Origin of the sequence: Janthinobacterium paucivorans, from assembly GCF_051380805.1 — a bacterium.
In the GTDB taxonomy this organism is placed as follows: Bacteria; Pseudomonadota; Gammaproteobacteria; order Burkholderiales; family Burkholderiaceae_D; genus Janthinobacterium; species Janthinobacterium lividum_D.
On the sequence record NZ_JBNYXR010000010.1, the window covers coordinates 125,440 to 147,984 of the forward strand.

The 22,545-nt window shown below is 61.5% G+C and carries 22 protein-coding genes and 2 tRNA genes; 16 read left to right on the top strand and 8 right to left on the bottom strand.

Annotated elements, in window-relative coordinates; translation table 11 throughout:
* Positions 1-27 precede the first annotated feature (27 nt).
* Together greA and ACQ4V8_RS13980 are read left to right on the top strand one after the other, a co-directional pair.
* Positions 28-504, top strand: a complete 477-nt coding sequence (greA, locus tag ACQ4V8_RS13975; protein ID WP_010397233.1) for a transcription elongation factor GreA — start codon at positions 28-30, stop codon at positions 502-504.
* Positions 504-953 carry a DUF4149 domain-containing protein gene (locus tag ACQ4V8_RS13980; protein WP_010397235.1) on the top strand — a complete coding sequence of 150 codons (450 nt, stop codon included), beginning with the start codon at positions 504-506 and terminating at the stop codon, positions 951-953. The genes greA and ACQ4V8_RS13980 overlap by 1 nt, the downstream gene beginning before the upstream one ends.
* Positions 954-1,151: 198 nt before the next feature.
* On the opposite strand, the gene ACQ4V8_RS13985 is transcribed toward ACQ4V8_RS13980, so the two are convergent.
* Complete coding sequence (locus tag ACQ4V8_RS13985; protein ID WP_010397237.1) at positions 1,152-1,622, bottom strand: YhbY family RNA-binding protein; 471 nt, start codon at positions 1,620-1,622, stop codon at positions 1,152-1,154.
* Between the two features lie 42 nt (positions 1,623-1,664).
* Here ACQ4V8_RS13985 and ACQ4V8_RS13990 point away from each other — a divergent pair, with 42 nt between their 5' ends.
* The 6 genes from ACQ4V8_RS13990 to ACQ4V8_RS14015 all read left to right on the top strand — a co-directional run bounded on the left by ACQ4V8_RS13990 (position 1,665) and on the right by ACQ4V8_RS14015 (position 7,100).
* Entirely contained in the window at positions 1,665-2,348 is a 684-nt protein-coding gene (locus ACQ4V8_RS13990; RefSeq protein WP_010397239.1) for an RlmE family RNA methyltransferase, read from the top strand.
* A gap of 200 nt (positions 2,349-2,548) precedes the next feature.
* Complete coding sequence (gene ftsH / locus ACQ4V8_RS13995; protein ID WP_070346944.1) at positions 2,549-4,429, top strand: ATP-dependent zinc metalloprotease FtsH; 1,881 nt, start codon at positions 2,549-2,551, stop codon at positions 4,427-4,429.
* Positions 4,430-4,536: 107 nt separating this feature from the next.
* Positions 4,537-5,370: a dihydropteroate synthase gene (folP, locus tag ACQ4V8_RS14000; RefSeq protein WP_436571679.1), complete on the top strand. Its 834-nt coding sequence runs from the start codon at positions 4,537-4,539 to the stop codon at positions 5,368-5,370.
* A gap of 40 nt (positions 5,371-5,410) precedes the next feature.
* Positions 5,411-6,748 (top strand): phosphoglucosamine mutase, encoded by a 1,338-nt coding sequence (gene glmM / locus ACQ4V8_RS14005; protein WP_010397243.1) that lies wholly within the window; start codon positions 5,411-5,413, stop codon positions 6,746-6,748.
* Between the two features lie 108 nt (positions 6,749-6,856).
* Positions 6,857-6,933, top strand: a tRNA-Pro gene (locus tag ACQ4V8_RS14010).
* 92 nt (positions 6,934-7,025) lie between these two features.
* Positions 7,026-7,100: transfer RNA gene (locus ACQ4V8_RS14015), tRNA-Arg, on the top strand.
* 80 nt (positions 7,101-7,180) lie between these two features.
* Here the strand turns inward: ACQ4V8_RS14015 and ACQ4V8_RS14020 are convergent.
* Positions 7,181-7,360 (bottom strand): hypothetical protein, encoded by a 180-nt coding sequence (locus ACQ4V8_RS14020; RefSeq protein ID WP_142303347.1) that lies wholly within the window; start codon positions 7,358-7,360, stop codon positions 7,181-7,183.
* 130 nt (positions 7,361-7,490) lie between these two features.
* On the bottom strand, positions 7,491-8,069 hold the full coding sequence (locus ACQ4V8_RS14025; protein ID WP_436571680.1) for a GbsR/MarR family transcriptional regulator: 579 nt from the start codon (positions 8,067-8,069) through the stop codon (positions 7,491-7,493).
* 117 nt (positions 8,070-8,186) lie between these two features.
* Here ACQ4V8_RS14025 and cydD point away from each other — a divergent pair, with 117 nt between their 5' ends.
* The 5 genes from cydD (at position 8,187) to cydX (ending at position 14,619) form a co-directional block, all read left to right on the top strand.
* Positions 8,187-9,923 carry a thiol reductant ABC exporter subunit CydD gene (gene cydD / locus ACQ4V8_RS14030; RefSeq protein ID WP_050855897.1) on the top strand — a complete coding sequence of 579 codons (1,737 nt, stop codon included), beginning with the start codon at positions 8,187-8,189 and terminating at the stop codon, positions 9,921-9,923.
* Entirely contained in the window at positions 9,920-11,605 is a 1,686-nt protein-coding gene (locus ACQ4V8_RS14035) for an amino acid ABC transporter ATP-binding/permease protein (RefSeq protein WP_436571681.1), read from the top strand. Before cydD ends, ACQ4V8_RS14035 begins: the two co-directional genes overlap by 4 nt.
* 120 nt (positions 11,606-11,725) lie before the next feature.
* Positions 11,726-13,303, top strand: a complete 1,578-nt coding sequence (locus tag ACQ4V8_RS14040) for a cytochrome ubiquinol oxidase subunit I (protein WP_010397251.1) — start codon at positions 11,726-11,728, stop codon at positions 13,301-13,303.
* Between the two features lie 13 nt (positions 13,304-13,316).
* Positions 13,317-14,471, top strand: coding sequence for a cytochrome d ubiquinol oxidase subunit II (gene cydB / locus ACQ4V8_RS14045; protein WP_436571682.1), 1,155 nt, complete (start codon positions 13,317-13,319; stop codon positions 14,469-14,471).
* Between the two features lie 22 nt (positions 14,472-14,493).
* On the top strand, positions 14,494-14,619 hold the full coding sequence (gene cydX, locus ACQ4V8_RS14050; protein WP_010397256.1) for a cytochrome bd-I oxidase subunit CydX: 126 nt from the start codon (positions 14,494-14,496) through the stop codon (positions 14,617-14,619).
* Between the two features lie 64 nt (positions 14,620-14,683).
* Here the strand turns inward: cydX and ACQ4V8_RS14055 are convergent, their stop codons facing one another.
* Together ACQ4V8_RS14055 and ACQ4V8_RS14060 are read right to left on the bottom strand one after the other, a co-directional pair.
* On the bottom strand, positions 14,684-14,896 hold the full coding sequence (locus ACQ4V8_RS14055; protein WP_010397258.1) for a hypothetical protein: 213 nt from the start codon (positions 14,894-14,896) through the stop codon (positions 14,684-14,686).
* Between the two features lie 128 nt (positions 14,897-15,024).
* A complete protein-coding gene (locus tag ACQ4V8_RS14060; protein ID WP_128089310.1) occupies positions 15,025-15,204 on the bottom strand; it encodes a hypothetical protein in 180 nt (59 codons plus the stop codon).
* A gap of 185 nt (positions 15,205-15,389) precedes the next feature.
* Between ACQ4V8_RS14060 and ACQ4V8_RS14065 the strand changes: the two genes are divergently transcribed.
* Positions 15,390-16,109 (top strand): hypothetical protein, encoded by a 720-nt coding sequence (locus tag ACQ4V8_RS14065; protein ID WP_010397264.1) that lies wholly within the window; start codon positions 15,390-15,392, stop codon positions 16,107-16,109.
* A 14-nt stretch (positions 16,110-16,123) separates the two neighbouring features.
* Here ACQ4V8_RS14065 and ACQ4V8_RS14070 read toward each other — a convergent pair whose 3' ends face one another.
* Positions 16,124-16,498, bottom strand: a complete 375-nt coding sequence (locus ACQ4V8_RS14070; RefSeq protein WP_010397266.1) for a DUF1294 domain-containing protein — start codon at positions 16,496-16,498, stop codon at positions 16,124-16,126.
* A 194-nt stretch (positions 16,499-16,692) separates the two neighbouring features.
* Between ACQ4V8_RS14070 and ACQ4V8_RS14075 the strand changes: the two genes are divergently transcribed.
* Positions 16,693-17,565 (top strand): hypothetical protein, encoded by an 873-nt coding sequence (locus ACQ4V8_RS14075; RefSeq protein WP_436571683.1) that lies wholly within the window; start codon positions 16,693-16,695, stop codon positions 17,563-17,565.
* A gap of 3 nt (positions 17,566-17,568) precedes the next feature.
* Here the strand turns inward: ACQ4V8_RS14075 and ACQ4V8_RS14080 are convergent, their stop codons facing one another.
* Together ACQ4V8_RS14080 and ACQ4V8_RS14085 are read right to left on the bottom strand one after the other, a co-directional pair.
* Complete coding sequence (locus tag ACQ4V8_RS14080) at positions 17,569-17,967, bottom strand: bacteriohemerythrin (RefSeq protein WP_070346937.1); 399 nt, start codon at positions 17,965-17,967, stop codon at positions 17,569-17,571.
* 646 nt (positions 17,968-18,613) lie between these two features.
* On the bottom strand, positions 18,614-21,157 hold the full coding sequence (locus ACQ4V8_RS14085) for a PepSY domain-containing protein (protein ID WP_436571684.1): 2,544 nt from the start codon (positions 21,155-21,157) through the stop codon (positions 18,614-18,616).
* Positions 21,158-21,382: 225 nt separating this feature from the next.
* On the opposite strand from ACQ4V8_RS14085, the gene ACQ4V8_RS14090 reads away from it, so the two are divergent.
* Positions 21,383-22,483 (top strand): branched-chain amino acid aminotransferase, encoded by a 1,101-nt coding sequence (locus ACQ4V8_RS14090; RefSeq protein ID WP_029496333.1) that lies wholly within the window; start codon positions 21,383-21,385, stop codon positions 22,481-22,483.
* The last annotated feature ends 62 nt before the right edge of the window (positions 22,484-22,545 follow it).

A 22,545-nucleotide genomic window follows, 5' to 3' on the forward strand; every position in this document is an offset into this window, starting at 1 on the left:
CGATAACTAGCAGATAGTAGAGATAACATGACCTCAGTCCCATTGACCAAATACGGCGCAGAACTCTTGAAAGAAGAGCTGCATCATTTGAAGACCAAGGAACGCCGCATCGTCATCGATGCGATCGCCGAAGCGCGCTCGCACGGAGATTTGTCGGAAAATGCCGAGTATGATGCTGCCAAGGAACGCCAGGCCTTCGTCGAAGGGCGTATCGCCGAACTCGAAGGCAAGCTCGGTGCAGCGCAAATCATCGACCCCACCGCGCTCGACGCGGAAGGCCGCGTGGTGTTTGCCTCGACCGTGAATCTGGAAGACCTGGAGTCGGGCCAGAAAGTCACCTACCAGATCGTCGGTCTCGATGAAGCCGACCTGAAAAAGAATAAAGTGTCCGTCACGTCGCCGATCGCCCGCGCGCTGATCGGCAAGTACGCCGGCGACGTGGTGGAAGTGCAGGCGCCGTCTGGCCCGCGCGAATACGAAATTCTGGAAGTACTGTATATCTGATGCTGAGCCGCCTGCGCCTCCTGGTTGCCACCCTGTGGGCTGGCAGTTTGTGGACCATCGGTTTCATCGTGGCGCCCACGCTGTTTGGCACCCTGAGCGACCGTGTGCTGGCGGGTAATATCGCCGGCAGCATGTTCCGCGCCGAAGCCTGGTTGTCCTTCGCCTGCGCCGTAGTGCTGCTGGCCTTGCTGCAATGGGGTGCGGGCGCGCTGGAGCTCAAGCGCCGCCGTCTGCTGGCCGCGCTGGTGCTGTCTATGCTGGTGTGTGCGCTGCTCAGCCATTTCGGCATCACGCCCCTGATGGCCGCGCTCAAGGCGCAAGCGCAGGGTTCATCGGGTATCATGGACGAAGCCATGCGTAGCCGTTTCGGCATGCTGCATGGCGTATCGACCCTGATCTTTGCCGTGCAGAGCTTGCTGGCGGGCGTATTGATCTGGAAACAGCAATAATCGCTGCCGTGCTTGTCGGATTACGCGCTCGGCGCTAATCCGACCTACATGACAATACGTAGGTCGGATTAGCGAGGCCGTAGGCCACGCGTAATCCGACAAATGCCGTAGCGGCAATAAAAAAGCGGAGCAGGGGAAATCCCGTGCTCCGCTTCTTGTTTCAAGCCCGGCAGCCTTGCGGTTGCCGGGTGAACAGGCTTACTTGCTGCCCAGTGCGCTTTTCTTGGCGCTTTTCTGACGTGGCTTGGCACGCTTGATGGAACCGCCTTCGGTAACGCGCTCATTGCCCTTGATCATGACTTTCGTCACGCTAGGGCGCTTGGTGCCGCTGGCGCTGGCCTTGACGATGGTCACTTCGCGCATGCCTTTGCCGGCGCTGACCTTCTCCTTAACCACTTCTTTTTTCGGACGGTAGATTACCAGCAGTTTGCCAATATGTTGTACCGGGGCGGCGCCGAGATTGCCGCAAATCGTATCGTACATTCCGACGCGGGCTTCGCGGTCATCGCCGAACACGCGGACTTTAATCAGACCGTGCGAATCCAGGCCAAGGTCGATCTCTTTGAGCACAGCAGGTGTCAAGCCCGCTTCGCCAATGATGACGATAGGCTTCAGCGCGTGTGCTTCGGCGCGCAGTGCGCTGCGCTCTACGGGTGTAAGTTTTAGCATAATAATATTTAGTAATTCCCTTAAAAGCAGTATTCTACGCGAATGGCAAAGAAGAAATTAAACAAAAACTGGTTGCACGACCACATAAATGATCCTTATGTGAAGTTAGCGCAAAAAGAGGGCTACCGCGCCCGGGCAGCATACAAGCTGAAAGAAATCGATGAAGACGAAAAACTGATCAAACCTGGCCAGGTCATTGTCGACCTTGGGTGTACTCCTGGCAGCTGGGCCCAGTACGCGCGGCGCAAACTGGCCGGCAAGGATGGCGGCGGTGTTAATGGTACCCTGATTGGCCTCGATATGCTGGAAATGGAGCCAATCGCCGATTTTCATTTTATCCAGGGCGACTTCCGCGAGGCGCGCGTATTGCGCCAGCTGGAAGTGGTGTTGCAAGGACGCAAGGTCGACCTGGTTCTGTCGGACATGGCGCCCAACCTGTCGGGTATCGCCACGGCCGATGCGGCGCGCATGGAACACTTGATTGACCTGGCTCTCGAATTTTCGCAATTGCACCTGAAACCATCGGGCGTGCTGTTGGTGAAATGCTTCAAGGACATGGGTTTCAGCCAGATCGTGGAGAAATTCCGCGCTGAATTCAAGGTCGTGGTGCAGAAAAAACCCAAGGCCAGCCGCGATAAATCGTCAGAAATCTTCCTGATGGGGCGAGGAATCAAGAATCCGCTGAAAAATGCTGTGCAAGAAGATGATTCGGCCCTTGATATTTAAGGGGCGATCCGCACATGGGAACGAGAAGTGCAGTAGCGTCTGATGGCTTAAAAGCCTAAATTGTTTATACTGCATTTTTCATGTGTGCGCGTTGTTTCGCGCGCACGAATCGGCGGGCTTTGGCACGGCCCGCTTATTGCGAGTAAAATCGTGTTTCTAGCTATTGGTAAAGAGATGCGCACTGCATCCAAGGAGTCTTCGTGAATAACATGTTTTCCAAATCTGCCATCTGGGTAGTCGTATTGCTGCTGTTGTTTATGCTGTTCAAGCAATTCGACAGTCATGGCGCCACAGGCGGCAGCAAGGCCATCGCTTATTCCGATTTACTGGATGAAGTCAAAGCCAAGCGCGTCAAGGATGTTGTGATCGAAGGTTCGTCGATCACCGCCAAGCTGATGGACGATACCAAGGTGCGTACCACCGCCACCAGCCTCGACAAGGGTTTGATTGGCGACTTGCGCGACAACGGCGTGCATTTCGATGTGCGCCCGCCAGAGGAAGCGTCGTTCCTGCAAACTATTTTTGTATCCTGGTTCCCCATGCTGCTGTTGATCGGCGTCTGGGTGTTTTTCATGCGTCAGATGCAAGGCGGCGGCAAGGGCGGGGCATTCTCGTTCGGCAAGTCGAAGGCACGCATGATGGATGAAGCCAGCAACACCGTGACCTTTGCCGATGTCGCCGGTTGCGACGAAGCGAAAGAAGAAGTCAACGAAGTGGTCGACTTCCTCAAGGACCCGAGCAAGTTCCAGAAACTCGGTGGCCGCATTCCCCGCGGCGTGCTGATGGTCGGTCCGCCGGGCACGGGTAAAACCCTGCTGGCGCGTGCCATCGCCGGCGAAGCCAAGGTGCCGTTCTTCTCGATTTCCGGTTCCGACTTCGTGGAAATGTTCGTCGGCGTGGGCGCCTCGCGCGTGCGTGACATGTTTGAGAACGCGAAAAAGCATTCGCCATGCATCATTTTCATCGATGAGATTGACGCTGTTGGTCGTCACCGCGGTGCCGGCATGGGCGGCGGCAATGATGAGCGCGAACAGACCTTGAACCAGTTGCTGGTCGAGATGGACGGTTTTGAAGCGAACTCCGGTGTGATCGTCGTGGCCGCCACCAACCGCGCCGATGTACTCGACAAAGCCTTGCTGCGTCCCGGCCGTTTCGACCGCCAAGTCTCTGTCGGCTTGCCCGATATCCGCGGCCGCGAGCAGATCTTGAACGTGCACATGCGCAAGGTACCTATCAGTACCGATGTGAAAGCCGATATCCTGGCCCGTGGTACCCCTGGTTTCTCGGGTGCGGACCTGGCCAACCTGGTCAACGAGGCAGCCCTGTTTGCCGCCCGCCGCAGCAAGCGACTGGTGGAAATGGCCGACTTCGAAGACGCGAAAGACAAGATCTATATGGGTCCTGAGCGTAAGTCGATGATCATCCGCGAGGAAGAGCGTCGCAATACGGCTTACCATGAATCCGGTCACGCCGTCGTTGCCAAGTTGTTGCCGAAAGCTGATCCCGTGCACAAAGTGACGATCATGCCGCGCGGCTGGGCTCTGGGTCTGACCTGGCAGTTGCCGGAACACGACAACTTGTCTGCCTACAAGGACAAGATGCTGGAAGAGATTTCCATCCTGTTCGGTGGGCGTATCGCCGAAGAGATTTTCGTGGGACAAATGTCCACCGGTGCCTCGAATGACTTCTCGCGCGCTACCAAGCTGGCCCGCTCCATGGTGACCCGCTTCGGCATGTCCGACAGCATGGGCGTGATGGTCTACGAAGACAGCGAAAACGAAGGTTTCTTCGGTGGTGCTACCAAGACGATCTCGGAAGCGACCCAGCAAAAGGTCGACGCCGAAATCCGCAATATTCTTGACAAGCAATATGCTTTGGCGCGTAACTTGCTGGAAAGTAATCGCGACAAGGTGGAAATGATGACCAAAGCCTTGCTGGAATGGGAAACCATCGATGCACAGCAAATTAATGACATCATGGCCGGCCTCGAGCCGCATCCGCCGAAAGTCATCCCGCCACGCCGTAATGCGGGCGATAGCGACACGGGTGGCATTTCGCCAAACGTGACGGCGCCAGCTTAATAGCGCCAGCCGCTTGAGCGGCGGCGTGTTGTATGAAAGGGTAAGGAGCGATCCTTGCCCTTTTTCGTTGCCGCTGCAAATTTTTCCTGACGACTAAAAAGAGTTACATGCGACACTATTTGCAATTCGGCCGTTTCGGCTTCAACCTGCAGGGCACGCAGGCGCTGGTGATGGGCATCCTGAATATCACACCCGATTCATTTTCCGATGCAGGCCAGTATCAGCACCTGGAATTTGCCCTCTCGCGCGCCGAGCAGATGATGCTCGATGGCGTTGATATCATCGATATCGGCGGCGAATCGAGTCGCCCCGGCGCGCCGCCCTTGCCGCTGCAGGACGAGTTGCAGCGCGTTATGCCGGTGCTGTACGCTTTGCGCGACTGTGGCAAGCCGCTGTCGGTCGATACTTATAAACCGCAAGTGATGCGCGAAGCGATTCTGGCGGGCGCCGACATGATCAATGACATCAATGGTTTCCGCGCGCCTGGCGCCATCGAGGCGGTGCAGGGCAGCGACTGCGCGCTGTGTATCATGCACATGCAAAGCGTGCCACAAACCATGCAGGACCAGCCCCAGTATGACGATGTGGTACGCGAAGTGATTGCCTTCCTGCACGAACGCGTCGAGACGATGACGGCAGCGGGCATCGATCGTGAACGCCTGTGCGTCGATCCCGGCTTCGGCTTTGGCAAGACGGTGGAGCAGAACTACGCCCTGCTGCGCGCCACGCGCCAGTTGCGCAGCGAACTGGGCTTGCCGGTGCTGGCGGGGCTGTCGCGCAAGTCGATGATAGGCGCCGTTACTGGGCGTGCCGTGGAGCAGCGCCTGGCCGGTAGTGTTGCCGGGGCGCTAGCTGCGGTAGCGCAAGGCGCAGAAATTATCCGTGTGCATGATGTGGCTGAAACCGTCGATGCATTGAAGGTCTGGCGCATGTCACATTAATCTTGTAAAATTTATCATAAACAACAAAAAGAGAAATACGATGACGCGTAAATATTTTGGCACCGATGGCATCCGCGGTCTGGTGGGCACGGCTCCGATCACCCCCGATTTCGTCATGCGCCTCGGCTATGCGGCCGGCAAGGTGCTGGCCAAGTCGCAAGGTGGCAAGGTGCGCCCGACAGTGTTGATTGGCAAGGACACACGCATTTCCGGCTACATGCTGGAAGCGGCGCTGGAAGCGGGCCTGTCGGCCGCTGGCGTTGACGTGATGCTGGCCGGCCCCATGCCGACGCCGGCGATCGCTTACCTGACGCGGGCGCTGCGCCTGTCGGCCGGGGTGGTCATTTCCGCCTCGCACAATCCCTACCATGACAATGGCATCAAGTTCTTTTCCGCCCAGGGTAGCAAGCTGCCCGACAGCGTGGAACTGGAAATCGAGGCGACACTCGACGAACCGATGGCCTGCGTGCCATCGGACAAGCTGGGCCGCGCCAAGCGCTTGGACGATGCCCAGGGCCGCTACATCGAATTTTGCAAGAGCACCTTCCCGAACGAGCTGGACTTGCGTGGCATGAAGATCGTCGTCGATTGCGCGCATGGTGCCGCTTATCATATCGCGCCGCACGTGTTTCATGAGTTGGGTGCGGAAGTTATTGCCATCGGCAACAAGCCCGATGGCTTCAATATCAATGCGGGCTTTGGCGCCACGGCAACCAAGGCCATGGCTGCCGCTGTTGTCGAGCATGGCGCTGATCTCGGTATCGCCCTCGATGGCGACGCTGACCGCCTGATCATGTGCGATGCCACGGGGCGTTTGTATAACGGCGACGAGTTATTGTACGTGATGGTCAAGGATCGCCTGGCGACGGGCCCCGTGGCTGGCGCCGTGGGCACCCTGATGACGAATATGGCGCTGGAAGTGCTGTTCAAGCAGCAGGGCATCGGCTTTGCACGCGCCAAGGTAGGTGACCGCTACGTGCTGGAAGTCATGCAGGAAAAGGGCTGGATACTGGGCGGCGAAGGCTCCGGCCATTTGCTGTGCCTGGACCGCCACACGACGGGCGATGGCATCGTCTCCGCGCTGCAAGTATTGTCCGCACTCAAGCGCAGCGGCCAGAACCTGCAGCAGTGCCTGGCTGAGCTGGTGCTGTTCCCGCAAACCCTGATCAACCTGCGCGTAGCGCCCGGTTTCGACTGGCAGAAAAATGCCGCCATGGTGGCCGAGAAAGAAATGGTCGAGGCCGAATTGGGCGACACGGGCCGCGTGCTGATCCGCGCTTCGGGCACCGAACCGTTGATACGCGTCATGGTGGAAGCCAAGCATAAGGACAAGGCCGAGTCGATGGCGCGCCGCATTGCCGATAAAGTCAGCGCTTAAGCAGGAAAGTGCTGGACAGGCCAGGGCAGGGCAGGCGCGATAGTTATTTCCATCTAATTCGTCTATGCCAATTGACGAAATTGCTTGGGGGCGTTATTATCTTGTCTTCGGAGTGTGGCGCAGCCCGGTAGCGCACCTGGTTTGGGACCAGGGGGTCCAAGGTTCGAATCCTTGTACTCCGACCAAAGTCATAAGCGGGCTGTCAGAAATGACAGCCCGTTTTCTATTCTGCGCAGGCATTTCATGGCTGGCGCATGAATTAAAATACTGCACCTTTCCGCCCATCGTTCAACGGATAGGACAACGGTCTTCTAAACCGTGAATGGGGGTTCGATTCCCTCTGGGCGGACCAGTTCATACTGGTCACACAGCATGCGCCATGAGCCGGCCGCACTGCATCTTCCCCTCGTGATTTGCGTTTCGCGTATCAGCTTACGGCTGCGCAAACAGCAGCACGCTCAATAAATACACCAGCGGCGCCGCGCATAGCAGGGCAGACAATACCGACAGCTTTTTCTTGCTCGCCCGACGCGCGAGGCGCAGCCGTTCTCGTGCCGGCAAATGCTCGCGTAGCACGCTACGTGCGCGAGACTGGAATGGGGATTCATGCATGGATGCTCCTTCGCAAGGTTGGCTGTCGTGCCAACGAGCATAGCCAGAGCGGTATAAAGATGGTGTAAATAGTCAGCTGCTGCGCGTATGCGGCGTGTATACGTGGTGGCGCTGCAGGCGCATGCGGGCCTTATTTTTCGTCGTCGTGGGAGCTCTTGCCGAACAGGCGGTCCTTGGCATTGAGCAGCTTTTGCATCTTGGCGCCCATTTTCATCAGTTGCGCCATCGATTCGGGCGACAGGCGCTGCAAGTCGTCGAACCAGGTGTTGGCCAGGTTAACCAGTTCATACATTTCGCGCATGCGCTCTTGCGCGTACTGGTCGCCGGCTTGCGTGGCCGGTGCCAGCAGCGATTCGCGCAGCACCGTCAGGGTCGGTGCCACTTCGCGGCGGCGCCGTTCGGCGGCCACGACGCGGAAGATTTGCCATACATCGCCCAGCGAGGAAAAATACTCGCGTCGGTCGCCCGGAATGCGCGACTGGCGTATCAAGCCCCAGCCCTGCAACTCCTTCAAGCCGATGCTGACGTTCGAGCGGGAAAAACTCAGGTGCTCCGCAATTTCGTCCGCGTGCAAAGGATGCTCTGCGACAAATAACAAGGCATACACTTGCCCCACCGTACGGTTAAAGCCCCAGCGGCTGCCCATCTCGCCGAAATGGCTGACAAAGGTCAGGATCAGCGGCGTCATTTGAATATGTTGAGTTTTCATAATTATCTGGATTTTTTCACGCCATTCGGGTGGGGTCAATTGATATATGTCATGTTTCGCAGTATTATACTAAGAATCGAATTTACAGAAAATTCTGAAAACTCAAGAAGTATAGATATGCCTAACCTGTCACCACTGCCGTCCCCGCCCCTATCCTTGCCCCGCTTTGTTCTTCCCCGTGTCGCCAGCCTGGCGCAAGGTGGCGCCGCCTTGCTGTGGCTGCCGCAAGCGGCCTTGCTGGCCTGGGCCGTACAAGCCATGCAGGGCGGTGCACTCTGGCGCGCGGCCCTGCTGCCGGCCGCTGGCGTGCTGCTGCTGGGCGTGCTGCGCGCCGGCTGCGAAGCGTGGGGTGCGCGGCGCATGTATGCGGCGGCGCGCGAGCACCTGTCTACCTTGCGCGTCCAGGTGGCGCAAGCGCTGGCGCGCCGTTCGCCGCTCGATCGCCAGCGCGCGCAGTCGGGCCAGGCGGCCAGCGTCATCGCCGAGCAGGCCGAAGCCATCGTGCCCTACCTGGTGCGCTACAAGCCGGCGCGCTGGAAAGTGTTGCTCGTGCCGCTAGTGATCCTTGCCGTGGTGACACCGCTGTCGTGGATTGCCGCCTTGATCTTGCTCGTTGCCGCCCCCCTGATTCCCGTCTTCATGGCGCTGGTGGGCATGGGCGCGCAAGCGGCCAGCCGCGCGCAGATGGTGGAAATGGGCAGCATGAACGCCTTCCTGCTGGATCGGCTGCGCGGCCTGGCCACTCTGCGCGCCTTGGGCGCCGTCGACGCCACGGCCGAGCGGCTCGATGCCTCGTCGCAATCGGTGCGTCGGCGCACGATGCTCGTGCTGCGCATCGCCTTCCTGTCGTCCGCCGTGCTGGAACTGTTTTCCGCGCTGGGCGTGGCCATGGCGGCGGCGTTTATTGGCTTCTCCTTGCTCGGCAGCATCAATTTCGGCACCTGGGGCCGGGAACTCAGCCTGGGGCAGGGCTTGTTCATCTTGCTGCTGGCGCCCGCATTCTTCGAGCCGCTGCGCGAGCTGGCCGCCGTCTGGCACGACAAGGCGGCCGGCGAAGCGGGGCTGGCCGGTTTGCATGACCTGGTGGCCGATGGCGTGCCCCTGCCTGGCGCCGGCATGCCAGCAGCTGCCGTCTCCGCCGCCGCCATGGCGCTGGCGCCGCCGCCCGCCGTCGACGTCCGTGAGCTGCGCTTTGCTCACCCTGGCGAAGCGCGCGTATTCGACGGCTTCGATTTGACCGTGCATGCCGGCGAACACGTGGCCTTGCTCGGTGCCAGCGGCGCCGGCAAGACCACCTTGCTCTCGTTGTTGGCTGGCTTGCTGCCCGCCAGCGGCGGCGAGATCCGCATCGGCGGCGTGCGCCTGAACGACAGCACGGTCAATACTTTGCGCCAGCGCATGGCCTGGATGGGCCAGCGTGCGCACGTGTTTGCCGCCTCCGTCAGCCAGAACGTGACGCTGGGCCGCGCTGGCGCGAACGCCGCGCAAGTGACGCAGGCTTTGCATCTGGCCGACCTGGCCACCGTGGCTCAGGCGCAACCGGCCGTCATGCTCAGCGATGGGGGCCAGGGCCTGTCCGGCGGCGAAGCGGTGCGCCTGGCGTTGGCCCGCGTGGCCCTGCACCCGCATGCCGACCTGTTGCTGGTCGATGAACCGACGGCCCACCTCGATAGTGAGACGGCGGCGCGCGTCACGGACGCCTTGCTGGCGTTGGCAAGGGGCAAAACCATGATCGTCGCCACGCATGACCCCGTGCTGGCTGGCCGCTTGCAGCGCACGGTGCAGGTCGATGTGCCGGCGCACATGCAGGCGCAGCCGCAGCCGCAGGCACAGAAGGAAGAAGGACGCGCATGAAAACTTCCTTCATGCGCCATCGCGTCCTGCGGCAATTGCTGCTGGCCCAGCCCGGCAAATTGATCGCTGGCGCCATGCTGGCGGCCCTGACGGCGGTAGCCGGCATGGCCTTGCTGGGTTTGTCTGGCTGGTTCATCACTGCCACCTCGCTTGCTGGCCTGCATGCGTCCACCGCCGTCCTGTTCGACGTGTTCGGCCCGTCGGCCGGCATCCGCCTGCTCGCCATCGGCCGCACGGGCTCGCGCTATGCGGAGCGTCTCGTCACGCACGACGCCACCTTCGCCGCCCTGGCCAGCATCCGCGTGCAACTGTTCCGTGCCTGGTCGCGCCCGGAAGCGGCCAGTCGCTTGCTGCGCCAGCCTGCCAAGCTGCTGTTCCGCTTGACGGCCGATATCGATGCGCTCGAAGCGCTGTATTTGCGCCTGCTGGTGCCGGCCTTTACGGCGCTGTGCGTGGCCTTGCTGGCCGGCATCGCGCTGGGCGTGCTGCAGTGGCAGCTGGGCTTGGGCCTGGCCGCGTGGCTGCTGGCGGCCGGCGGCGGCATCAGCTCGGTTGTGGCGCAGCGTGCCCGCCGTCCCGCCATCGTGCGCTCGCGCGCCATCGAAAAATTACGTTCCGGCAGCATCGACCTGGTGGCCGGCCAGACGGACCTGGTGATGGCGGGCCGCATCGAGGCCCAATGCGCGGCGCTGGGACAGATCGACCGCTCGCTGGCGCAAGCCGATTTCGCCTTGCTGCGCCTCGATACGGCGGCCAGTGCCGCGTATGGCGTGGCCGCCAGCGTGACCTTGGCCGGCGTGCTGCTGGCCGTGGCCGCGCTGGTGCAGCAGCAGGCGCTGAACCTGCCGCTGGCGGCGCTGGCCTTGCTGATTGCCCTGACGGCCGTGGAACCGTTTGCGGGACTGCGCCGTGGCGCGCTGGAAGCGGGTCGCATGCTGCTGGCCATGCGCCGTCTGGCGCCGTGCCTGGCAAGCCTGGAACAGTCACCGCTGTCGCCCGCCGCAGCCGCAAACGGCTTGCGCCTGGAACGCGTCAGTGCCGCGCATGCGGGCAGCGATGTCGCCATTTTGCATGACGTCTCGCTGCACATCGCGCACGGTGAGCGCGTGGCCTTGATCGGTCCCAGTGGCGCGGGCAAGTCGACATTGCTGGCCATCGCCGCGCGCGAGCTGGCACCGCTGTCGGGGATCGTCAGCGCCTCGCGCGCCTGTCTGTTCACGCAGAAGACGGAACTATTCCAGGACAGCCTGCGCGACAATCTGCGCCTGGCCGACCCGTCCGCCAGCGATGCGCAGCTGTGGGCGGCGCTGCAGGCGGCCGGCCTGGAGGGGGACGTGCGGGCCTTGGCGGGCGGCCTCGATACGCTGCTGGGCGAGGGCGGCCTGGGCTTGTCGGGTGGCCAGGCGCGGCGCTTGGCGTTGGCGCGCCTGTGCCTGCACGAATCGACCTTGTGGCTGCTGGACGAAGCCACCGAGGCACTCGATGCAGCGGTGGCAATCGATGTCTTGCAGCGCCTGCGCGCGCGCAGCGACGGGCGCACTCTGCTGATCGCCACCCACTTGCGGCGCGAGGCGGCGCTGGCGGACCGGCTGCTCAGCCTGCGCGATGGCCGCATCGTCGCTGACGTGCGCCGTGGCACGCCGGATTTCGAGGCAGCGCTGGCGCGCTTGCGCGGCGATTGAAGAACGATAGGGGAGACACAGGCGGCGCTGCTCGGCAGTTTTGCCACATCGACGTCTATCGACTAGCAACAGAAAAATGTCAATTTTGCAATTAAAGTAGGGAAACACCAAGGAAATTATATGGACTTCGATATTGTCGCTTTATCCAGACTGCAGTTCGCGCTGACAGCTTTGTACCATTTTATATTTGTTCCGCTGACCTTAGGCCTGTCCGTGATCCTCGCCATCATGGAGACGGTCTACGTGATGACAAACCGTACCATTTGGCGCGACATGACCAAGTTCTGGGGTGTCTTGTTCGGTATTAACTTCGCCATGGGCGTGGCGACGGGCATCGTCATGGAATTCCAGTTCGGCATGAACTGGAGCTATTACAGCCACTATGTGGGCGATATTTTCGGCGCGCCGCTGGCCATCGAGGGCTTGATGGCCTTCTTCCTGGAAGCGACCTTCGTCGGCCTGTTCTTCTTCGGCTGGGACAAGCTGTCCAAGCGCGGCCACCTGGTCACGACCTGGCTGGTGGCCATCGGCTCGAACTTCTCGGCCCTGTGGATATTGATTGCCAACGGCTGGATGCAAAATCCCGTCGGTGCGGCCTTCAATCCACAGACCATGCGTATGGAAGTGACCGATTTCGGTGCCGTGCTGACGAATCCTGTCGCCCAAGCGAAATTCGTCCATACCGTTTCGGCCGGTTACACGGCAGCGGCGATTTTCGTGCTGGGTATTTCCGCCTGGTATCTGTTGAAGGGCCGTCACGTACAACTGGCCAAGCGCTCGATGACGGTGGCTGCCTCGTTCGGCCTGGCCGCCACGCTGTCGGTACTGGTGCTGGGCGATGAAAGCGGCTACCTGTCGTCCGAACATCAAAAGATGAAACTGGCCGCCATCGAAGCGATGTGGACCACGGAGCCGGCGCCCGCCGCCTTCACCGCCTTCGGTTTTCCTGACGCGACAGCGCGCGAGACGCATTACGCGGTGCACATCCCGATGGTGATGGGCTTGATCGGCACGCGTTCGCTGACGACGGAGATTCCCGGCATCGAGCAGTTGGTCGAGCGCGGCCAATTGCTGATCCAGGATGGCATCAAGGCGTATGACGCGCTGCAAACCATCCGCAGCGTGGCGCCGGGCGCGCCCGTGCCGCAGGAGGCGAGCGATATGTTCGAGTCGAAAGGCCATTCCCTGGGCTATGCCTTGCTGCTGAAACGCTATGTCGATGACCCGCGCCTGGCCACGCCAGAGCAGATCCACAAGGCCGCGCTCGATACCGTGCCGCCCGTAGCACCGCTGTTCTGGTCCTTCCGCGTGATGGTGGGTCTGGGCATGTTCTTTATCTTGCTCACCGGCACGTTCTTCATCCTGTCGACGCGCCGTACGCTGGACAAGCACCGCTGGCTGCTGAAAGTGGCCGTGTTTTCCATCCCGCTGCCGTGGGTGGCGATTGAAGCGGGCTGGATCGTGGCCGAACTGGGCCGTCAGCCGTGGGTGATCGAAGGCGTGCTGCCAACGGCCGTGGCGGTCTCTAACTTGGGCGCGACCACCTTGCTGATCACGATTGCCGGCTTTGCCGCCATCTACACCGTGCTGTTGCTCATTGAAATGAAGCTCATGCTCAAGGCCATCCGCAAGGGGCCGGAAGAGACGGCGCCGTCTCCCGTGCCAGCAGGCGCAGCCATTCATACTCAACGCGCCTAAGGAGGGCCAGACCATGATTTTGCATGACATGATTTCTTACGAAACACTGCGCCTGATCTGGTGGCTGCTGATCGGCATCTTGCTGGTGGGCTTTGCCATCACCGACGGCTTCGATCTGGGTACGGGAATGTTACTGCCGTTTGCCGGCAAGACCGACCTCGAGCGCCGCGTCATCATCAACAGTATCGGTCCCGTGTGGGAAGGCAACCAGGTGTGGCTGATCCTCGGTGGCGGTGCCATCTTTGCCGCCTGGCCGCAGCTGTACGCGGTCTCGTTTTCGGGCTTTTACCTGGCCATGTTCGCCATCCTGGTGGCGCTGATCGTGCGCCCCGTGGCGTTCAAATTTCGCAGCAAGCGCGAAGACCCGCGCTGGCGCGCCCGCTGGGATGCGGCCCTGTTCGTGGGTGGCTTCGTACCGGCCCTGATCTGCGGCGTGGCGATCGGCAATGTGCTGCAGGGCGTGCCGTTCCGTTTCTCGTCGGATATGCACATTTTCTATGACGGCAGCTTCTTTGCGCTGCTCAACCCGTTTGCCGTGCTGTGCGGCCTGGTCTCGGTCGCCATGCTGGTGATGCACGGCGCCACCTGGCTGCAAGTGAAAACGGACGGCGCCGTGGCCGACCGTTCGCGCCGCTACGGCAGCGTCGCCGCGCTTGCGACAGTCGTGCTGTATGCACTGGCCGGCGTGGCCCTGTGGCTGTGGGTGGATGGCTACCGTGTCACCAGCGCCGTCGTCGTCGATGGCCCGTCGAACCCGATGCTGAAAACGGCGCAAGTGCACGTGGGCGCCTGGTTGCTCAATTTTGCCGCCCATCCGTGGACCGCGATTGCCCCCGTAGTGGGCTTGCTCGGCCCCTTGCTGGCGTTCGCCCTGCTGCGTGCGCGCCGCGAAGTGCCCGCCTTGCTGGCCAGCGCGGCCGGCATCGCCGGCATCATCCTCAGTGTGGGCGCGGCCATGTTCCCGTTCATCCTGCCATCGTCGATCGATCCGCGCGCCAGCCTGACGGTGTGGGATGCCTCGTCGAGCCACATGACCCTGTTCATCATGCTGGTCGCCACGGCCGTCTTCATTCCCCTCATCGTCGCGTACACGACCTGGGTCTATAAAGTGCTGTGGGGCAAGGTTGATGCCAAAGCCATCACGGACGACAGCGCTCACGCTTACTAAGAATTAAGGAAAGGTTATAACTATGTGGTATTTCGCCTGGATACTCGGTCTTCCGCTGGCGGCGACCTTCGCCGTACTCAATGCGATGTGGTATGAAATTGCCGATGGCGACACGTCGCCCGCGCAGCAACGCGACACACCAAAATAGGCGTATGTCGGCTTGACTTGCCCCGCCCGGTGCTTGAGCGCCCGGCGGGGATTTTACTTTTCTGTCACAGCAAAATGAAGCCGCCGCGGATGCGCAGCATCATGTCGCGCGGTGCGTCGGCGCCCGCCGCCACGGCCCAGGCCGTGATCCATTGCGCGCAGCGTTGCCGTTCGACCTTATCGTGCACGTGCTGCATGCGTGCGTCTGCCTGGTCGATGCGCTGCGCCAGGTACAGGCGTTGGTCCGTGGGATTCGTCTTTTTGCTGTAATGCTGCATGTCGATTCCTTTGCGCGTAGTAACTTAAGTTGCTCATGGTATATTCATCTACGCGCGGGCGGGGCAGATGGATTCAGCTTTTACAAAATAAAGAAGCCACCCAAAAAGGTGGCTGATGCGGTGTGCTCTCAGGCGCGCGCACTGCCCGACGGTTTGGCGGTGGCAATGGCAATCGGATCGCTGGCCGGAAAGCTTTCCTTGAGCGCCTCATCAAGCGCTTGCTCGGCATGGCTTTCGCTGGCCGGCGTGGGTGAATCGCGTTCAGGTGGTGGGGCGGGCGCGGTAGCGGCATTGGTGCTCGGATGCATGATCATGTCCTTGCTGTGGTGCGCCAGGGGGCCGCAATGGCCATCGCGCTTGTTGATGCTCTGAAGCTGCCAGCCTAGCACATGACGCAAAAAGAGCGCGCCCGCTGCGCTTGCCCAAGCCGGCAATGATGGCAGCGGCGGTCGTGTCTGCTACACTGCGTCCCACTTTTATCAACGGAACTGCCATGACTTCCCTATCCCTGCCGTACCGCGCCACCGCCGTTGAAGCCTGTGCCTGGCTAGCGCAACAGACAGGCACGCCATGGAGCCTGGCACGCCTGCTGGAGCAGGGGGGCTTGCCGTACGTCTGGCTCGATTACAGCGACACGTGGGCCGAGCTGTTCCATGACGGCGTGACGCGCTATGCGGCGCCCGTCGTGTTCATCGGCGACAAGCAGCACCTGGTCTCCGGCGCTGCGGATGTCTGGCTGCGTTTTACGCGCGACTCCGGCAATATCGCCATCGAACTGAAGGCGCCGGGCTTGCGCGTGCCGCTCGATGGCTTGCACTTCCAGGAACGCGATCTGTTGCGTTTGCTCAAGGAGTTGCAGCAGCCGCAGCCGCCAGAGGCAGAGCTTGACAAGGCGCCGGTGGTCTTGCCGAGTGCCCTCAAAGGCCTGGGGCGCGAACAGATCTTGATTGCCTTTGCCGGCGTGGGCAAGGTCAACCTGGACCAGGGGCTGGCCAGTGGCGTGGGCATCTTTGGCGACGACGGGGCGCGCGTGCGCAAGAATTCGCGTGGCGGCAAGAACAGCCACCTGTGGCATCCCGTTACCCTCGCTTTCGGCTTGCACGATGTGCATCGCGTACCGATGGCGCACCTGAAGAAGGCGTTTGCCACGCAGCCTTTGTTGCGCGAATGGAAGGCGGATTGGCTGGAATCGCTGCGCCTGCTGGGCGAGTGAGGCGACCGGCAGTCCTACAACTCGATGGGCGCCACCTCGGTGCCGATATCGGGCGCAGCGTAATGCATGCTGAAATACACGAAAGCGGCAATATTGAGGGCGACGGTGAGCCAGAACAGCACGCGGAACGAGCGCTTGCTGGACTTGTGGCGCAGCCATTGCTGCGCCAGTACCGCGCCCGGCCAGCCGCACAGCAGTCCTAGCAGTAACAGGGTGCGTTCCGAAGTGCGCCAGCGCCCCTGTCGGGCGGCCGACTTGTCGATCGCGTAGGCGACGAAACAGCTGAGGCTGAGCACGCCATATGCGAGAGCGACCAGGGCGGGAATGTGGAAAAAGAATGTGGCCAGCAAATACAACAGGCTAAATAACAGGATGGACAGGTAGGGCATGGTGTGTGATGTCGAGACAGTCGTCTTGCAGTTTCTTGCTTGATCAGATAGCGCCAGTGTAGCAGGATGGCGCCAGTGCGCCTATGGCATGGCTAGGCCGGCAGTTCCAGCGCAAGGCCAGGCGCGGCGTAGCGGCCTCCCTTCTGCGATAATGCGGGGCCGACAAAAAATATTCTCTTCAGTGAAAGAAATGCATGCGTATATGGATCGCTTGTGCCGGATGGTGGTGTCTCATGTCGCTGGGCCAGGCTCAGGCCCAGGATCACGCGGCAGCGCCGGCTGTTTCGGCGCCGCTGCGCAGTGCCAGCGTGCCACCGGTCAGCGATGCCATGCCGCCGCCCGCTGTGCCCACAGCTACTGCCACAGTTGCCACGGCAGCCACACCAGCCACACCAGCGGAACAGGCCTTGCCCTCGCAAACGGTGACGATCACCGCTAGCAGCGACGCCAAGGCGCCGCGCATACGTTTCACGGCTTACCGCGAGAGTTATCTGACAGCCAGGAAAGTGTGGCAAGTGTCGAGCGGCAGCGTGGTCATGGCCCTGCGCCTGATTCCGGCCAAGCTGAACGCCAGCATCGACGATGTGCGCGTGGCCTTGATCGGCACTGGCGCACCCGTGCCGATCAAGGTCTCGGACGGCGGCGTGTTTGTGGTGCCGCTCAACGAGGACATCGCCGCACAGGATGGCATGTTTTTGGTGAACAAGGGCAGCGGTGAGCTGACGGCCAATATCGTGCTCCAGCCGTCCGTGGCGCGCGATGCGTGGAGTGTCACGCGCGTGGGACAAGTGCTGCGCGACGCGCGGCGCGCCGTGCGGGCCATCACGCCGTGGTACAAGCGGCCGTTCGCCAACGACGTGCAATCGCTGGCCTTTTGCGCGATCGAGCGCGGTTACGCCTTGCAGTTGATGGATGGCGAGCAACTGATCGCCACCTTGCCCATGAAGGAGCCTGCCGTCAATGACATCAATCAGCCCGTGTTTTGCAAGATTTTTGACGGTGAAGACAAATATCCGGGACACTACCGCGTCGTCTTGCCCGAGCAAGCCACGGTGCTGCTGCTGTAGAGACTATTTCGGCTGGGGCTGCACCAGTTCGAGTGCCGCCGCCAGTGCCAGGTCCATGGTGGCCTGGTGGAAAATCAGCCATTGCGGCAAGAGCGACAGTGCATGGCGACCCTGTTCCATGTCGCCCTGATCGACGGCGGCCCAGGCATGGTGCAAGCCGCTGAGCAAGCGCGCATGCTGTTCGCGGTGCTTGGCTAGCGAGGGAAAGTCGATTTGTTCCATCAAATCCTCTTCCTCGCGAAAATCGCGTTCGACGGCCGCAATCAGCTCGCGAAACGCGACGCTAAAATGCTGGTCACTCAACTGCCCCAGCCGCGCCAGCTCCTGAAACAGCGCCTCATGTGCCTCGTCGATGGCGGGAACGCCCAGCGCCATCTCATCCTTCCAAGCAGATATACCCATGCCGATGCCCCCCAGTTAAGTCCGTCTCGATGCGAAGCGGACCGTGCCAGTGTGGCCGCAGTGCAGGTGAAAATCCATGATCTGGATCAAAAGGATGGTGAAGAGCGCAGATGTGGGTGGTGGATCTATTCAACGCAAAACGGGCAACAAATTGTCACCCGCAAGTAGTAATGCCGTTCAGTTAAAGGTTTTGGCGTGATTGATGAGCGCCAGTAAATTCGCTAACCCCAGAGGCACAAAGAGCAGGGGTCGGTCACTTCGTGATCGGAATGTGCTCCATTGAAGCACATTCCCCCTCAGGGTCCGACCCCTGTCCTAGTTCTTGGGCTAAAAATAGCATCACTAACACACTAACTGAACGGCATTACCCCGCAAGTAGTCGCTTTTGTTCCGGCGGCAGCGCAGGGATGCGCCGGCTGCCGGTCACTGCCTCGCTTCTTTCATTGCGCACTAGCATAATCGCAGGGTGGTTGATCTGCTTGACACTACAACTAATTGCTGTGTTGCGCTGCATCAGTTAGCAGTTATCAGCTGTATCAGCTGTATCAGCCCTTGCCGTGGCGTCTGCCCACATGGCCCGATCGTGCCGGCGGCGCTCTGCTGTCGCTCAACGATCTCGTTCACCGCTGTCGTTCACTGATCTCGCTCAATACACGTCGCGGCGATAACGTCCGGCCGCCAGCAGGACATCGTAGCCCTCCTGCCCCAGTGTTTCTTGCAGTACTGCATCGATTCCTGTTGCCATGCCTTGCAAACTGCCGCACACGTAGACGATGGCGCCTTGCGCCAGCCAGTTGCGCAAGATGTTGGCGTTGGCGCGCAGGCGGTCCTGCACATACTCGCGTGTTTCAGCATCGCGCGAAAAGACGCGGTCCAGGCGTGCCAGGTGGCCATCGGCGACCCAGGCGTCGAGTTCAGCAGCGCAGATGCTGTCCACGGCTTGCTGGCGCTCGCCGAACAGCAGCCAGTTGCGTGCCAGTCCTGCCCGCTTGCGTGCGCGCAGGTGCGCCCGCAAGCCAGCCAGGCCGGAACCGTTGCCGATATAAATGCAGGGCAGATCGACCAGGGTGGGGGCGAAGGCGCGATTGGCTTGCAGGCGCAGGCGGATGCTGGCGCCTGGCGGCGCGAAGCGCGTGAGCCAGCCCGAACAAATGCCATAGCCCTGGTTATTCTTGCCCGCGTGGCGTTCCTGGCGCACCAGCAACTGCAGTTCTCCATCGGAAGGCAGCGACGCGAGCGAGTAGCTGCGCGGCGCATGCTGCGCCGTATGCGTACCATGCGTACCATGCGCGTCGGCATCGCTGCCGTCCGCGTTGCAGCCCATGATTTCGGCCAGCGCACCGGCTTCCCAAGTGGCGCCGGCCGGCCCAGTTAAGGTGATCTCATACAGTTCGCCGCCCAGGCTGCCGGGATTGAGCAGCACGCGGCGCAGCAAACGCCAGTCTTCGTATGAGGTCTGCTCCTGCACGCCGATGGCCTCGATGGCGCTGCCGCTGCAGCGCGCCAGCGCTTGCGACCAGTCGGCCAGGGCGGCGCTGTCGTGCTGGTCGACTTCGATCAGCGGGAACAATGGCGTCGCGCCCAGCGCGCGCAATTGCCGCTCCAGCACATGGCCAAAGGCGCAGAAGTGGCTGTAATGACGGTCGCCCAGGGCCAGCAAGCCCAATTCAAGGCCTGCCAGCGGCGTTCCCGATGTTTGTTGCAACAGGCGCGCGAAGCGGCGCGTGCCGTCCGGCGCCTCGCCTTCGCCAAAGGTGCTGGCAACGATCAGGACCCGTTCGTACTGGCGCAATTGCGCAGGATCGAAGTGGTTCAGCGATTGCACGTCGACGGCCACCCCTGCCTGCTGCAGGGCGCGCGCACTTTCCAGGGCCAGGCGCTCGGCCTGGCCCGACTGGCTGGCGTAGGCCACCAGGGTGGGCAAGCCGGTATCTTGCTTGCCCGCAATGCCAGCCAGCAGAGCCCGCTGCGCCTGCACAGCGCGCCTGGCCTTGCGGCGGCCCAGGTACAGCATCGAGCCCGTGATGGCGAACAGGGGCAGGCCCAGGCTGGCTACGGTGACGATGATGCGGCCCGTCAAGCCGAAATAGGTGCCCATGTGCAGCGGATAAATGATGTTGACGAGGCGCGCGCCCAGCGCCTGCTGGCTGTAGGGCGCGTTTTCCGTGACGCTGCCATCGGCCGGTGCAATGCTCAAGCGGCTGCGTGCGCGCTCATGCGGCGCATCGCTGGCCAGCCAGGTAAATTGCACGGCTTCGCCCGCACGTGTGGGCAGGCGCACGCTGGCCAGGGTCCAGCCGGCGGCGTGTTGCTGGAAAACGCTCCACGCCAGGCCGATGTCGACGGCGGGCGATTGCTCCTTGGGCGCGTCTTTCTTGCCCGGTGCTTGCGATACCCGTGGCGGCTTGCCGGCCCAAGCATCGATATTGTCGCGCACCACGTCATAGCTCCAGTAAATGCCCGTCAGGGTCAGTGCCACGTAGACGAGCAGGCACCAGGTGCCGGCTACGGCGTGCAAATTCCACAGCAAGGAGCGACCCTTCAGGGCCGGGTCAAAGGTCAGCCAGGTGCGCCAGTCCAGCGCACGGCGGGGCCAGCGCAGATACAGGCCGGAAAGCGCCAGGCCCAGCAGGCACAAGGCCAGTGCGCCTGCCACTTGGCGGCCCGGATCGCGGGGCAGCAGCAGCCAGCGGTGCAGCGATTCCATCCACTCGAAAAATTGCGCCCCCGTCAACGCCGGCTGGGTGACGCCCGTGTACGGATGCAGATAGATGGACGCGCCGCGCCGCTGGCCGTCTTTCGGTGCGAACAGCAGCCGTGGGGCAGCGCCCGCCTGTGCATACATGGTGATGGATGCGATGCGCTGGCCGTGTTCGGTGGCAGCGATGCTGGTCAACTGGGCCGGCGTCAGCGGCGTACGTGTTTCCACAGGCACATGACGCACGCCAGGGTTCATGACATCGAGCAATTCATCGTTGAAGGCCAGGATGGCGCCGCTGATACCGATGATCACCAGCACCGTGCCGGCCGTGATGCCGATGAACCAGTGTAATTGAAACCATAGCTGCCTCCAGCTCCAGTGCCAGCGCTTTTGTCGCGGCGCGGTGGCAAGTGGGCGCTGCTGGCGGGTCTCAGGCGCAGCGTTGGCGCTGGCGCGCAGCTGGGCTTGTGCAAGGGAGGATGTCGTCATGGCAGCTTTCGATAGCGCTGCCATGCGGGGTGCCTGGCATGGCAGGGAAGAAGGAAGGCTGATATATTAACGCAAACTAATGCAAACAAGAATCATTCGCAAAATCGGGCGCGAGTTTTTGCGCAGCGGGGCCGCTGTCTTGCCCATTCTGGTTTGCCTGATGGGGCACTATAGGCGCTATAGGCGCTACAATAGGGATACTGTTCACTCGTTACTATTGCCGCCATGACCACTTCCACACCGAATCTCATCGTCACGCCATCCGCCCACCCCTTGTCCGATGCCGAGCGCGCCGCGCGCATGGTCAATCCCGCCTTCGGGCGCATCTTCACGGACCACATGGTGGTGATTCCTTACCGTGACGGCAAGTGGCAGCAGGGCGAACTGAAGGCTTACGGCCCGTTGATGCTGGACCCGTCCGCTTCGTCGCTGCACTACGGCCAGGCCATTTTCGAAGGTTACAAAGCGTTTGCGCAGCCCGATGGCAGTATCAAGACTTTCCGTCCGGAACAAAATGCCGAGCGCTTCAATCGCAGCGCCGCGCGCCTGGCCATGCCGGCCATCCCTGCCGCGCTGTTCCTGGAAGCGGGCGACGCGCTCATCGCGCAAGACCGCAACTGGGTGCCGAAGAACACGGGCGAGAGCCTGTACATGCGTCCGCTGATGATCGCCACCGATCCTTACCTGGGCGTGCGTCCGTCGGAAGAATATCTGTTCGTGCTGTTCGCCTCGCCGGCTGGTGCCTATTTCCCGAAAGGCGTGAAACCGGTCACCGTGTGGATCAGCGAAGACTTCGTGCGCGCCGCGCCGGGCGGCACCGGTGAAGCCAAATGCGCGGGCAACTATGCGGCCAGCCTGATGGCCCAGTCGCAAGCACAGGAAAAGGGCTGCGACCAGGTCGTGTGGCTGGACGCCGTACAACGTGAATTCATCGAAGAGATGGGCGGCATGAATCTGTTCTTCGTCTACCAGGATGGCGAAAAGGTCACCGTCGTGACGCCGGAACTGACGGGCACCTTGCTGCCAGGCATTACCCGCCGCAGTCTGCTGGAAATGGCAAAAGACCTCGGCTATGCCACGGAAGAGCGTAAATTGTCGGTCCAGCAATGGCGCGACGATATCGCTTCGGGCCGCATGACCGAAGTGTTTGCCTGCGGCACAGCGGCCGTCATCACGCCGGTGGGCGTGGCCAAGGCCAAGGGCTTTGAAATGACCATCAATAACAACGAAAACGGCGCCGTCACCCTGGCCCTGCGCGAAGCGTTGCTGGGCTTGCAGCATGGCACCGCACCGGACACGCACGGCTGGATGCATAAGGTTTGCTGATCAACTTGTTTGATTGAGACATCGCCGGCACGCAGTTGCCGGCGTTTTTATATCTTGAACGG